Origin of the sequence: Flavobacterium rhamnosiphilum, from assembly GCF_004349195.1 — a bacterium.
Lineage (GTDB): Bacteria > Bacteroidota > Bacteroidia > Flavobacteriales > Flavobacteriaceae > Flavobacterium > Flavobacterium rhamnosiphilum.
On sequence record NZ_SMLG01000013.1, the window covers coordinates 102,781 to 117,237 of the forward strand.

8 protein-coding genes are annotated in these 14,457 nt (G+C 36.2%); 7 read left to right on the forward strand and 1 reads right to left on the reverse strand.

Annotated elements, in window-relative coordinates; genetic code table 11:
- The first annotated feature begins 2 nt into the window (after positions 1–2).
- Together kdpB and E0I26_RS14765 are read left to right on the forward strand one after the other, a co-directional pair.
- A complete protein-coding gene (gene kdpB / locus E0I26_RS14760) occupies positions 3–2,036 on the forward strand; it encodes a potassium-transporting ATPase subunit KdpB (RefSeq protein ID WP_131917204.1) in 2,034 nt (677 codons plus the stop codon).
- Positions 2,037–2,224: 188 nt separating this feature from the next.
- Positions 2,225–2,779, forward strand: a complete 555-nt coding sequence (locus E0I26_RS14765) for a K(+)-transporting ATPase subunit C (RefSeq protein WP_131917205.1) — start codon at positions 2,225–2,227, stop codon at positions 2,777–2,779.
- On the opposite strand, the gene E0I26_RS14770 is transcribed toward E0I26_RS14765, so the two are convergent.
- Positions 2,703–2,957 carry a hypothetical protein gene (locus E0I26_RS14770; RefSeq protein WP_131917206.1) on the reverse strand — a complete coding sequence of 85 codons (255 nt, stop codon included), beginning with the start codon at positions 2,955–2,957 and terminating at the stop codon, positions 2,703–2,705. The two genes, E0I26_RS14765 and E0I26_RS14770, sit on opposite strands and share 77 nt — an antisense overlap.
- Positions 2,958–3,102: 145 nt before the next feature.
- Here E0I26_RS14770 and E0I26_RS14775 point away from each other — a divergent pair, with 145 nt between their 5' ends.
- The 5 genes from E0I26_RS14775 to E0I26_RS14795 form a co-directional block, all read left to right on the forward strand.
- Positions 3,103–4,179, forward strand: a complete 1,077-nt coding sequence (locus E0I26_RS14775; RefSeq protein ID WP_131917207.1) for a porin — start codon at positions 3,103–3,105, stop codon at positions 4,177–4,179.
- Between the two features lie 158 nt (positions 4,180–4,337).
- Entirely contained in the window at positions 4,338–5,465 is a 1,128-nt protein-coding gene (locus E0I26_RS14780; protein WP_131917208.1) for a sensor protein KdpD, read from the forward strand.
- 196 nt (positions 5,466–5,661) lie between these two features.
- Complete coding sequence (locus E0I26_RS14785; RefSeq protein ID WP_131917209.1) at positions 5,662–7,398, forward strand: ATP-binding protein; 1,737 nt, start codon at positions 5,662–5,664, stop codon at positions 7,396–7,398.
- Positions 7,399–8,347: 949 nt separating this feature from the next.
- A complete protein-coding gene (locus E0I26_RS14790) occupies positions 8,348–9,478 on the forward strand; it encodes a helix-turn-helix domain-containing protein (RefSeq protein ID WP_131917210.1) in 1,131 nt (376 codons plus the stop codon).
- Between the two features lie 392 nt (positions 9,479–9,870).
- The coding region (locus tag E0I26_RS14795; RefSeq protein WP_131917211.1) for a beta strand repeat-containing protein at positions 9,871–14,457 on the forward strand (4,587 nt) is incomplete at its 3' end.

Genomic DNA, 14,457 nt, shown 5'->3' on the forward strand with positions numbered 1-14,457 from the left:
AAATGACTAAAAATAAATCCAACTCATTATTTGAAAGTAAGCAAGTAAAAGATGCCTTAGTACAATCTTTTGTGAAGCTTAACCCGAAAATAATGTTCAAAAATCCGGTAATGTTTACCGTAGAAATCGGGACTGCCATTATGTTTGCTGTGTGTATTGCCATTTTATTTGGCGCACAGGATCAAGGTAGTTTTATTTACAATTTCATCGTATTCTTAATTTTGTTAGCAACGCTTTTGTTTGCCAATTTTGCGGAAGCCATTGCGGAAGCTCGTGGAAAAGCTCAAGCGGACAGTTTAAGAAAAACACGTGAAGAAACTCCAGCAAGACAAGTTTTATCTAACGGTGAGATCAAAAACATCAGTTCTTCAGAATTGAAAAAAGGAGATGTTTTTATTTGTGAAGCAGGCGATTTAATAGCCACCGATGGTGAAATTATCGAAGGTTTGGCAACGATTGATGAAAGTGCTATTACTGGAGAAAGCGCTCCTGTAATTCGTGAATCTGGTGGTGATAAATCATCGGTTACTGGAGGCACAAAAGTATTGTCGGATAAAATTAAAGTTATCGTGACTAACGAACCCGGCGAAAGCTTTCTGGATAAAATGATTGCTTTGGTAGAAGGAGCAAGCCGTCAGAAAACACCAAATGAAATTGCATTAACTATTTTGTTGGCAGCCTTTACTTTAATTTTCGTGATTGTTTGTGTGACGTTGAAACCGTTTGCGGATTATGCGAATGCGCCAATTACAATCGCAGCTTTCATTTCTCTTTTTGTATGTTTAATTCCAACAACTATTGGTGGTTTATTATCTGCTATTGGAATTGCAGGAATGGACAGAGCATTGCGTGCCAATGTAATTACTAAATCAGGGAAAGCGGTAGAAACTGCTGGTGATATTGATGTATTGCTTTTGGATAAAACAGGAACAATCACTATTGGAAACAGAAAAGCAACTAATTTTTATCCTGCAAAAGGAATTTCGCAAGAAGATTTCATCAAGTCAGCGGTGCTAAGTTCACTGGCAGATGATACTCCAGAAGGAAAAAGTATTGTAGAATTGGCTGGAATTGAAGTAGCTCAAAAATTATCTATTGAAGGGGCAACTTTAATCAAATTCACTGCCGAAACCAGAACCAGTGGAGTTGTTTTGAAAGACGGGACGAACATCAGAAAAGGTGCTCAAGATGCAGCAAAAAACATTGCGCTTCAGGCGGGAAATATTTTTCCGGAAGATATAGCCGAAAGAGTTATTGCTATTTCTTCAAAAGGAGGAACGCCTTTGGTAGTCATAAAAAACAACGAAGTTCAAGGAGTTATCGAATTACAGGATATCATCAAAACGGGAATGAAAGAACGTTTTGACCGTTTGCGAAAAATGGGGGTCAAAACCGTGATGGTTACTGGAGATAATCCTTTGACAGCCAAATTTATTGCAGAAGCTGCCGGTGTGGATGATTTTATTGCCGAAGCCAAACCTGAGGATAAAATGAATTACATCAAGAATGAGCAACAAAACGGTAAACTCGTGGCGATGATGGGTGATGGTACGAATGATGCTCCCGCTCTTGCACAAGCCGATGTTGGTGTTGCTATGAACAGCGGAACGCAAGCTGCAAAAGAAGCTGGTAACATGGTCGATCTAGACAATGACCCAACCAAGTTAATTGAGATTATCGAAATTGGAAAACAATTGTTAATGACCAGAGGAACGCTTACCACGTTCTCGATTGCGAATGATGTTGCTAAATATTTTGCCATTGTTCCTGCGCTTTTCATTACGGCGATTCCAGCTCTCGAAGGTTTAAATATCATGCGTTTACACAGTCCGGAAAGTGCCATTTTATCGGCGGTGATCTTTAATGCAATTATCATTCCGATATTGATTCCGCTGGCTCTAAGAGGTGTTGATTATAAACCAATCGGAGCAAGTGCCATCTTGAAACGAAACCTGTTGATTTATGGTTTGGGTGGGTTGATTGTTCCTTTTATCGGAATCAAATTAATCGATTTGATTGTGGCTTTATTTATGTAATCCTCACCCCAACCCTCTCCAAAGGAGAGGGAGCCGAAACTAAAAAATAGAGCTGTAAAAAATAAACGCTAAAAATTAACAAACGAAATAAAGAGTAAAAACTTCCGCATTTTCTCCCTCTCCTTTGCTTCGCCAGTTCGCTGTCGCTCGTGTGGAGAGGGCTGGGGTGAGGAAAAAAAACAAAAAAAATGAAAAATATATTTTCAATATTAAAATTTACACTATTTATAGTTGTACTCTTTGCCATCATCTATCCAATGGCGATTTTTGGAATTGCGCAGTTTGCTCCAAACAAAGGAAAAGGAGAAACCATTTCCGTTAACGGAAAAGTGGTTGGGTATCAAAAAATTGGACAGAAATTCGATAAATCCAATTACTTTTGGGGACGACCTTCAGCGGTGGATTATAATGCGGCGGGAAGTGGAGGAAGCAACAAAGGACCAAGCAATGCGGATTATTTGGCTTTGGTTCAAAAAAGGATTGACACCTTTTTGATTGTGCATCCGTATTTGAAAAAAGGAGCCATTCCTTCAGATATGGTGACGGCTTCGGGGAGTGGTTTAGATCCGAATATTTCTCCGGAAGGGGCGCTGATTCAGGTGAAACGTGTGGCTACAGCACGCAAATTATCGGAAGATAAAGTAAAAGCTTTGGTGGAAACCAAAATTAATAAACCATCATTAATCGGAACAGCAACTGTGAATGTTCTGGAGTTGAATGTGGCTTTGGATGCGTTGAAATAGAAATAATAGCAATGGCAATATCAATTTCAATGGCAATGGCAATGTCAATATCAATGTCAATATCAATGTCAATAGCAATGTCAATATCAATTTCAATGGCAATGTCAATAGTAATGGCAATATCAATGTCAATATCAATGTCAATATCAATATGAATAGTAATATCAATTTCAAACAATAAGTGCTAAGAATTTAAAAAAAAGGTCTTTAAAAACGAAGATGCCCTAGCCCAGATAGCAGTGGAAATCCTTTTGTGTTCGCTTTTTTGCGAACACAAAATATTGAAACGAATAGCTGGATTAGCTCCTAATAAAAATAATAAAATGAAAAAAATAATAGTTACAGCTTTAATAGCTTTCGGATTTACAACAGTTAATGCTCAAGAAGAGTCAAAAAGTTCCTTCACGTTTTCGGGATATGTTGAGACCTATTATAGTTATGATTTTGGGAATCCAGATAATCATGTACGACCGGGATTTATTTATAGTCATAACAAGCATAATGAATTGAATCTGAATTTAGGTTTAGTAAAAGTGAATTATGTAAAGGATAATATTCGTGGAAACTTTGCACTTATGGCGGGAACCTATGCTGAATATAATTTGGCAGCGGAACAGGATTTATTGCAAAATGTGTATGAGGCAAACATTGGTGTAAAAATTTCCAAAAATCATAATCTATGGGTTGATGCGGGAATTATGCCCTCGCATATTGGTTTTGAAAGTGCGATTGGTAAAGATTGTATGACTTTGACCAGAAGTATTTTGGCGGACAATTCTCCGTATTATGAAACGGGAGTGAAAATTGGCTATACTTCAAAAAGCGAAAAATGGTATTTGGCTGCGATGTATTTGAACGGCTGGCAACGCATCCAGAAAGTTGAGGGCAATCAAACACCTGCTTTTGGAACACAAGTGACTTTCAAACCATCGTCTTCAATCGCATTGAATTGGAGTACTTACATTGGGAACGAACAACCGGATAATGATAGAAAATGGCGTTATTTCAATAATTTTTACGGACAATTTAAAGTGACTGAAAAAACAAGCGTAATTGCTGGTTTTGATATAGGTTCGCAACAATCAGTCCATAAAAGTGACAATTATGACATTTGGTTTTCTCCAATTTTGATGGCGCAATACAAACCGACTGCTAAAATTCAGCTGGCGGCAAGAGGCGAGTATTACCAAGATGAGAAAGGGGTAATTATCGCGACTGGAACTGAAAACGGATTTAAAACCTATGGTTTTTCGGCTAATTTTGATTATTTAGTTACTGAAAATTTAATGTTCAGAGTAGAAGCCAGAAATTTGAATAGTAAGGATGCGGTATTTTTGAAAGATAATTTGCCCAGTAATGAGAATTTATTTTTGACGACTTCATTAGCGATTTCGTTTTAATAGGCAATAAGCAATAGACAATAGACAATAGACAATAGGCAATTTGCAATAAGCAATATTCAATATGCATTAGTCAATGATAATAGGTAATTAGCTTGTGAGATTTTGTCAATTGCAAATTGCCTATTATCAATTGTCAATTCTATAAAGCAATGACAATGGAACAAGAAAAAGAAAATAACGTCAAGCACTTTCTGGATTTAATCCAAAAATCACGCAAAGGAAAGTTTAAAATCTACATTGGGATGAGTGCCGGTGTGGGCAAAACGTTTCGGATGCTGCAGGAAGCACATACTTTATTGAAAAAAGGTATTGATGTAAAAATTGGGTATATCGAAACGCATTTTCGCAAAGAAACTCATGAACTGTTAGAAGGTTTACCCGTTATTCCAAGACGTACGCTTTTCTATAAAGGCAAACAACTCGAGGAAATGGATGTGCAAGCCATTATCAATTTGCGTCCTGAAGTGGTTATTGTTGATGAATTGGCGCATACGAATATTGAGGGAAGCAAAAATGAGAAACGTTGGCAGGACGTTTTGGAGATTTTGGAAGCGGGAATTAATGTGATTTCGGCAGTGAATATCCAGCATATTGAAAGTTTGAATGAAGACGTAAAGCGTATTACCAATGTTGATGTTCAGGAGCGAGTTCCGGATAATGTACTGCGATTGGCCGATGAGGTGGTGAATATTGATTTGACCTCGGAGGATTTGATTGCACGTTTGAAAGAAGGGAAAATTTATACCGCAGATAAAATTCAGACGGCTTTGAATAACTTTTTTAAATCAGATCAAATTTTACAATTGCGGGAATTAGCGTTGAAAGAAGTTGCGGGTCAAGTGCTTAGAAAAGTAGAGAATGAAGTTCCGAAAAATAGTGCTTTGCGACATGAAAAACTGTTGGCTTGCATTAGCAGCAATGATAAAACGGCTAAAATTGTAATTAGAAAAGCGGCTCGTTTGGCCAGTTATTACAACTGTAATTGGTATGTTTTGTATGTGGAAACACCAAAAGAAAGCAGCGATAAAATTGCATTGGACAAGCAACGCCATTTAATCAATAATTTCAAATTAGCCACTCAACTTGGAGCAGAAGTGATTAAAATTCAAAATTCTAATATTACAGATGCCATGCTGAAAATTGTGGAACAAAAAAACATTACAACGGTTTGCATCGGAAAACCGCACTTCAATTTATTTAAAGTAATTTTGTCAACAACGATTTTCAGACGCTTATTGAATAGTCTTTCATTATCGAATGTTGATTTAGTGATTCTGTCGTAAAAATAATATAGCCGCAGATTCGAAATTTTTTAAAATTTAGGATTGTGCTTATTAAGTAAAAAAATTAGCCACGAATTACACAAATTTTGCACGAATTTTAATGTTTAATTTTAAAAAAAATCGTGCTAATTCGGGACAATTAAGTAACTAATTAAATAAAAGAGGATGAGATTGCTTCGTTCCTCGCAATGACAATATGAGAATTAAAACCAAATTAAACTTGGGCGTTGGCTTACTTTTTCTAATGATAATTATTCTGTCATTAGTGGCTGCGTTTTATATTTTTTCGATAAAAAAAGACACCGAAAATATTCTGAAAGCGAATTACAATACGCTCGAATATTCTCGGAACATGCTCCTTTCATTAGATGAAATTAATGTCGATGAAGAAAAAGCAATTGTTGTTTTTGAAACGAATCTTAAGAATCAGATTGCCAATATTACGGAGATTGGCGAAGATAAAGTGACGTATAATTTGCAAAAAAGTTTTGATTTTTTAGAAAAAAACAGGACTGATGAAACTATAAAAAACCAAATCCGTCAGGACATTTTCGAAATCATGAAATTGAACATGATTGCCATTAAAGAGAAAAGCGATATTGCTTCACATACCGCAGAAACCGCTAATTTATGGATTGCCATTACAGGTACGCTTTGCTTCTTGATTGCGTTCAATTTATTAGTGAATTTGCCCAATAATATTGCCAATCCCATAAAAGAACTTACTGGAAGTATCAAAGAAATTGCCAATAAAAACTATTCGGAACGCGTGCATTTTATGAATCATAACGAGTATGGCGATTTGGCCAAATCGTTCAATACAATGGCACAAAAACTCGAGGAATACAGCAATAGCAATCTGCATAAGCTGTCCTTTGAAAAGAAACGATTGGAAACGTTGATTAACAATATGCACGACCCGATTATTGGTTTGGATAATCAAGGTGTAATTTTGTTTGCGAATGATGAAGCATTGAAAATTATGGGTTTAAAATCGGAAGAAGCTATCGGAAAATTGGCTTCAACTTTAGCATTAACAAATGATTTGATGAAATCCTTAATTGTAAATAATTTATCAAATGATCCCGAAACTTCGGGACAGAAACCACTTCCGATGAAAATTTTTGCCGATGGAAAGGAAAGTTATTTCGAAAAAGAAACGGTAACAATTACTATAAAACCAACGGGTGAAGACCAAACCATCATTATTGGTGATGTGATTATTTTAAGAAATATTACTGTTTTTAAAGAATTGGATTTTGCTAAAACTAATTTCATTGCCACCGTTTCACATGAGTTGAAAACCCCAATCGCTTCGATTAAAATGAGTTTGCAATTGCTTGAAAAACCAGCAACAGGAAGTATCAATACCGACCAAAAACAGCTTATTGACGGCATCAAAGAGGACAGCCAGCGATTGCTTAAAATCACAGGGGAATTACTGGAATTATCACAACTGGAAACCGGAAATATTCAGTTGAATATGGAAAAAAGTAATCCGTATGAGATTATAAATTATGCCATTGAAGCGATAAAAGTGCAAGCCGAACAAAAGCAAATTGAATTGCGGATTGAAGCGGAGCATAATTTGCCGGAAGTGAAGGCTGACAGTGAAAAGACGGCTTGGGTTTTAATCAATTTTCTAACCAATGCTATTCGGTATTCTTCTGAAAATAGCAGTATTACGGTACAATTGAAAAAAGAAAATAATCAGATTGCTTTTCAAGTGATTGATACCGGAAAAGGAATTGACAGCCGTTATAAAACTAAAATTTTCGATAAGTATTTTCAGGTTCCCGGCAGCCATAAATCTGGTACTGGATTGGGCTTAGCCATCAGCAAGGAATTTATTGAGGCGCAAGGAGGAACTATTGGTATTGAAAGTGAATTAGGATTGGGAAGTACTTTTTATTTTAAATTGGGTATTGTATGATTGAAGGATCTGAATTTTTGAAATCAATAGAAATTCAATAGTAAGTACTATGACTGTCCGCAAAGCGGACTAAATTTACAGGACACAAATACCTTGAAAAAGTGAACCACGAATTACACAAATTTTCACTAATTTTTAAAAAATTAAAATAGGAATTCGCGGCAATTTGTGTAATTCGTGGCAAAAAATAGGTGTTTATTTTTTTGGTATTATTTTCTTATTAATAAATATGACTGTCCGCTTTGCGGACTAACATTGTTTTTTGCCACAGATTTAAAAGATTTCCACAGATTAGAGAAAAGTGAATTAGATTTATTAGGGAAAATCCGTGAAAATCTTTTAAATCTGTGAGCAAAAGTATTGTTTGCTATTAGTTACGGATAGTCATATTAATAAAAGCCTTTCAAAGCTTCGATTGTTTCGTACTCGGTCAAACTTAAATCATCGTGTAGTTTTATAGTATTTCTGTTGCCATCTTCGGCTCTGACCCAGAATTATCTGGAGTCATTTTATTGAAACATCACCCCTGTATTTTTTGGAATTTTGGTGTAATATGGCCTGTATTTTAAGAAAAAATATCTTTTTTTATCCCTTAAAAAGCGCTGAACGTTGACAATTATGTATTTTATCGATAAAACAAGTTTTTTGTCGATATTATGGAGAGAAATGTCTGCTCATTCGTACTTTCGTGTCCGAAAATTTCAGAGGTTATTGATTGGTATTTAGATAAAATTTACTCTAAAAAAAATAGTTTTAATTTCAATTGTTGTCATCCAAAAATAAAAAGCAGGGGTAATCTTCCGTATTGATACTTAGTAACAAATAATTTTCTGTATATCAATTGGATATGTATAAGAGGCAATTTTAAAATTGAATTACCCGACTTAACTGAAATATGAAAAAAGAATTTTACCTCTTCATTAAAGTGAATAACTAGATTGTTAAAAGTATGACCATAGATAATTGGCCTAAACACATTCAAAAGTATCTGTTTCTTCTTAAGGATGGTTTTTTTGAATTCCCTTATTTATTCAATTCTCCAGAAGTAATGCTGGACAGTATAATAAAATTGCCAATTACCGATCATGTGCCTTCAAAACAAAGTATCTATTTAAATACTCCTCTTTATGAAGCAACGATGCGTTATCGTAAAATTGAAGAGGGTTTTTGGCTTTTGGCAACGGATATGGACGTCAGGGAAAATATAATTGCTAAATCAGGTTATGATAATAATCAATCAAGTGACTATTATTTACTGACATTTTCTGTGTTTGAATATAAATTTCCTTTCAAAGATTCTGACGATGTTAGACTTCTGAGTACTTGTTGGACTTTCAGCAAGCCAGAAACCGAAGTGACAACCTATTTTTATAAGGGTACAACTGGTAAGTTTTTTAGTTTTGCCATCAATAAGAAATGGGCTGATCAAAATCTTTCCTCTAAAAAAATCCCTCAAAGGAAGGCTATCAAAAAGTTTTTAAATGGTAAAAAAGGTTCTTATACTTGGTTAAACATCGCACCAAAAGCACATGATTTGGCAAAAAAAATCACAAAAAACTTAGAACCCGAATGTGAAGGTGGATTTGACAGTGTAAATTTTAAAAAAGACTGTATGAAGTTAATTATCGAATTTTTTGATAATTCTTTTGAGGACAACCGGATTTTAGATAATGTTTCGTTAAGCAATTTAGATTATTATAATGTTGCCAAGGCCGAGAAAATGATTTTGCATAATTTACATCTTCCTTTCGTAGGGATTGGATGTATTGCAAAGGATGTAAATACTTCGCCCACAAAATTAAAATCAAATTTTAAAGCGGTGTTTGGTTTTTCAATGTTGCAATATCACAAAGAAAAAAACATGCTTCTGGCCATGCAATTGATTCAAAATTCGGATATCCATATCCAAAATATTGCGACAGTAACCGGTTATGACTGTGCCGGTAGGTTTGCCTCCAAATTTAAAAAACGCTTTGGCAAACTTCCATCTGAAGTGCGTTTTTTATTTACTTCGAATGCTTTTATTCCAATTATTTTCACTTTGAATAATTATTTTTCTGATTTTAATCATCTTTTTTAACGCATTTGTTTTTTTAATTTTAAATGTATAAATAGTTGATTGTTATCGTTTTGTGAAATATTAAAGTCGATTTTGATACGCTTATTTTTTTAAGTAAATACTGTAAATCTAACAAACAGTAAAAATGTCCGAATTGACTATTTAGCCAATTTTTTCCCTTTTATTTTTGATTCCAAAATTAATTAACAGTATTAACTTGAATTCGATTATTATTTTGTTCCGTTAGGAACTATACATTAATCTGCAGGTATAATCCCTATGGGATAATTTGTATTGAAAATCAATTGATTAATCATCGCATTCAGGTTGTTAGTATTCCTATGAAATTCTCTAGATATATCCTTATAAGTCACATGTTAAAAAAATTATTCTGTACAAATACAAAGTTTTCAATGATGAAAAATTTTTCGCTTATTGCACTGTTTCTAATCCTATCCTTTAGCAAGGTAAGTGGTCAAACACCTGGATTAATTGTTGAGCCTGCTACTGGCGCTTCTCGATCTGTCTTGGATCCTAATAATGATGGTTATATTTCAACATCAACTGCTGGATTTTTGGGGAATGACAAAATTAATAGCGAAATAACTTACAGAACATTGATTGCTGCAGGTAGCGAACCCAGTTCTGATGTTAGAAATGGTCCTAATTGTGGATTCTCTGATTTTGTTGAATCGGTATCAGGAGGTATTGATCCTGTTTTTCATTATTCTAATGCAACAAACTGGTTGTTTCGGTTTAGAATGGCTAGTATTGCGCCAAATGCAAAAAGTTATTCCATTTTAATTGATACTGATGGTAAATTTGGATCGACTGGTCCAAATGCTGACCCAACTTATACACCATCTAATCCAGGCTTTGAAGTAGAAATAGTTTTAGCTACGAAATTTGGGGCTAGAATTTATAACTTGGAAGCTGCTTGCGGAGCGAACCTTGTTAAGTCATATCCTGTTGATAGAATACAAAAATCTATTGCAGCTTCTACTGAATGTAATCCTATGAACTTCTTTTTAGAATTTTATGTTGATTGGGCTGATTTAACACCACTTGGATTTAATCAGAATACTGCAATGCGATATGCTATTGTTGATAATATGGCAGCAGATAAGTCTACAATTTGTAGTCCAAGTTCTGCCTCAGATATTGGGGGTGTAAATGATACCGCTTGCGGAAGTTTAGAAAATTGCTTTACCGAAGTTATAAATAATCAGCCACCTTGCTCTCCAAGTTCTACCACTACGTGTGTTTTTTCAGATTGCCCTGTAATAACTTTGCCTTTGTCACCGGGAGCTACTACAGTAAACGGAACTTCTACAGAAGCAAACGGAACGACTATTCGAGTTTATAAAAATACAGTTTTAATAGGTTCAACTACTGTAACTGGAGGAGGTACTTGGTCATTAACTGGAATTTCGCCAGCATTTGTAATTGGTGACAAGATTTCTGCAACTGCACAAGCAACAGGAGAAGTAGTGTCGGGAACGAATTGTAATAATGCCACAACGGTTAATGATGTTTGTACTCCTATGCCTACTTCAGTAGCAGCAAGTGTTAATAAAGGGTTTACAGGAACGGGAGTTATAGGTGCTCAAATTAAGGTTTATTTTAATAATACTCTCCTTAATCCTAATGGAGGAAATATATGGACTGCAGGCTCACCAAATACTATTACTGTTGATAATGCTGGAAATTATTTATGGAAATGCGATCCAGGTTCAGGACAAACAACTAGCTCTACGTCAGGATCGCCATGTCTTGCTGATGGGAATTATAAAATAACACAAACATTGTCAGGGAAATGTGAATCTGCTCCTGTTTGGGTTTCTATTGGAATTAATTGCACTGTTGCCAACACCACCACCACACCAAGTATTATAACAACAGTAATTCCTTCAACTACATCTATCACAGGTTCAGTTCCATCGCCAGATAATATATCAGGTGTAGCTGTAATGTTATTTGTTAATGATTTTCAAGTAGGAGCAACAACTACCAATGCATCGGGTTCTTGGACAATAGGATCTTTAAGTTTAAAAGTTTGTGATGTAATAACAGTAAAAGCAATTAGAACTGGAAAATGTATATCGCTCAGTCCAGCGGCTATTAAAATAAGTGGAGGAATATCTACAGCACCGGAAATTACAGGGACTTATTGTGGGACAACAACGAGTGTTCGTGGTACTTCATCAGAACCAAACGGGACTTTTATACAATTGTATAATGGTGCAGCTACAATAGGTTCACCAATAACTGTTTCTAATGGTTTATGGACAGTTTCAGGAATTAGTATAGCTCCAGGAATTACAATAACCGCAAAGGCTACAAATTCAACGGATTGTGAGTCTGAAAGTGTGGCGTCTGCAGGCGTTCTGGTTGGATCACAAACGGCAAATGCTGTTACTATTACTCCAGCATCAATTGTAGAATTCACAACTTTCATTTCGGGAACAGGTACCAATGGGGATACTATAAAATTATATATCGATGGCTACCCAGTTTATACTGATTTAGCAGAAACAACCTTGGCTACAGCTGTGGTTGCAGGTACTTCTTGGACAATATCAACAATTTATGCTAATGCATTATATTCAGGAGGAAAAGTAACGGCCACAGCCACGAGTGGATCAAATTGCGAAGGGCCGAAATCTGATGAAACCCCCGTTACTTGTAGCCCTCCATCAAAAACTTTAACGGTAAATCCGGATAACACAACCGTGTGCTCAGGAAGTGTCGTTGCTAATGTTCAAGTTGAATCTTCTCAAACGGGTGTGGTTTATCAAATTTTTAATAATACGCTTTCGGCAAATTCAGGGGCATCTATATTAGGAACTGGAGGAACGATTACTTTAACTTCTGCCACACTTACTGCAAATGCAACATTGTCTATAAAAGCAATTAAATTTCCTTTTGGTTCTTGTACGGAAACACTTGACGAAACGGTAACCGTTACCGTAAATGCTGTTCCAACTTTGTCCTTAGCGGTAGGTTCGGATGCAACCTCAATTTGTGCTAACACTTCAACAAACATAACTGTTGCCCTTTCTGAAGTTGGTTTTAATTATCAATTAAGGAATAATGCAAATAACTCCAATATTGGTTCTGTAGTTGCAGGAACGGGTGGTACTATCAATTTGCCAACGGGTAGTCTCTCTGCTACGACTACATTCAATGTGACAGCCACAGGAGTTGCTCCTTCAAGTTGTACCGGGCAATTGACAGCTACTAAAACAATTACAATAATATCAGCACCTACAGCGCCTACAGCTGCAAACGTTAATAGAGACAATTTCAATTCTGACGATGCAGGGACTATTGATTTAAGTGTAAGCGGAGGTTCCGGTACGCAGGTTGCTTGGTTTACATCAAGCTGTGGCGGAACGGCAATGGGTACAGGAAATCCTTTGACTATTGCTTCGCCGACCATAACAACAACTTATTATGCACGTTGGGAGGATGGGACATGTTCTTCTTCTTGTCAAAGTGTAACGGTAACGGTGGTAGCTAGCGACAATGTTTTGTGGCTCAAAGCCGATAAAGGAGTGAATGCCCCAGCCTCTGTTCCGGCAGATGGGACTACTCTTACTACTTGGTATGATTTATCTTCGGGTACGGTTCAAAATGGTGTTCAGGCAACTGCAGTTTCGGGACAATCAGAAACTTCACTGCCTGTTATGCCCACTTACAAGTATGATGTGGCGACCAGTATAAATTTCAACCCTGTAATGCAGTTTGATGCCGCCGCGGCTGCCGGATTAGGAAATGCAGTTCAGATGGATACCCCGACAGCTTTATCTCAAACTATTTTTGTGGTATTTAAAGCTGCGGGAACAGGAGGTTCTCAATATGACCAAGGTTTACTGTATGGTGGTGATATTTCAAGCCCGGGAGTATCAAATTCAGATATGTCTTTTGGTATTGCAAATACAAGTAAGCTTTCTTTTGGAGGAGGTTCAAATGGTGATTATTATAACCAAGGTGATTTTGGGTTGCTTGGTTTGCCTTCCATAGGTGTTTTGAAAAGAGAGGTTATTAATAATGATGATGTAAATTATAGTTTGTATGCGAATGGAGCAACGGATGAGGTAAATATATCTGCCAAATATATTACGCCGGCTGCCACTGGAGCAGGTTTGCCTTTAACTAATAGTGTCAGATTGGGTAAACATTTTTCGGCATTTGCAGATTCAAATGCGGATGCTAAATTGAATGGTTCAATTGCAGAAGTGTTGGTCTATAATAGGGTTTTGACAGACGCAGAAAGAAAGACTGTAGAATCGTATTTGGCAATTAAATATGGTGTTACCATAACATCGGGGACGGATGTTTTGGGTGCTGCAATAGGAAATAATTCCTATGATTATGTAAATTCTGCAGGTACCGTTATTTGGGTTTCGGATGCCACCTATAAATATGATGTTTTTAGTTTAGGCCGAGACGATCTTTATGGGTTGAATCAGCGCATTTCTAAAAGTATTGATGCTAACAGCGTTCTTACGGTTTCTACAGATACTGGGTTGTCCAATCTCAATTTAGATTCTGCTCGTTTGGCCATAAACGGCGATAAGGAATTTATCCTTTTTGCCAATAATACGGGTAGTGCAGCACTACCTCTTCAGCAAGCTACAGAATTGCCCACTTCAATTACTACGCGATTAAATAGAGAATGGAAAACAAAACTAAGTAATACAGACGGCACAAATATTAGCGGTGTTTCTCTCAATTTTGATTTGACAGGCATAACGCTTACTGGAGCTACCGCTTCCAGTCTGGTATTGCTTATTGATACGGATGGTGATGGTGATTTAACAACCGGAACGATAACCCAAAAAAGCGTTAGTTCTTATTCAGGGAGTCAAGCAGTTTTTAATAATATCACTTTCAATAATGGAGAAGTGTTTACCTTAGGGGTTACAACCTTAACAAATACGGCACCAGTTGCGGTTGACGACACTTATTCAGTTGCCGAAGAAGGAACGATAACT

Coding starts and splice junctions, on each gene's coding strand:
- kdpB (WP_131917204.1), top strand. CDS start 3: ATGACTAAAAATAAATCCAACTCATTATTTGAAAGTAAGCAAGTAAAA.
- E0I26_RS14765 (WP_131917205.1), top strand. CDS start 2,225: ATGAAAAATATATTTTCAATATTAAAATTTACACTATTTATAGTTGTA.
- E0I26_RS14775 (WP_131917207.1), top strand. CDS start 3,103: ATGAAAAAAATAATAGTTACAGCTTTAATAGCTTTCGGATTTACAACA.
- E0I26_RS14780 (WP_131917208.1), top strand. CDS start 4,338: ATGGAACAAGAAAAAGAAAATAACGTCAAGCACTTTCTGGATTTAATC.
- E0I26_RS14785 (WP_131917209.1), top strand. CDS start 5,662: ATGAGAATTAAAACCAAATTAAACTTGGGCGTTGGCTTACTTTTTCTA.
- E0I26_RS14790 (WP_131917210.1), top strand. CDS start 8,348: ATGACCATAGATAATTGGCCTAAACACATTCAAAAGTATCTGTTTCTT.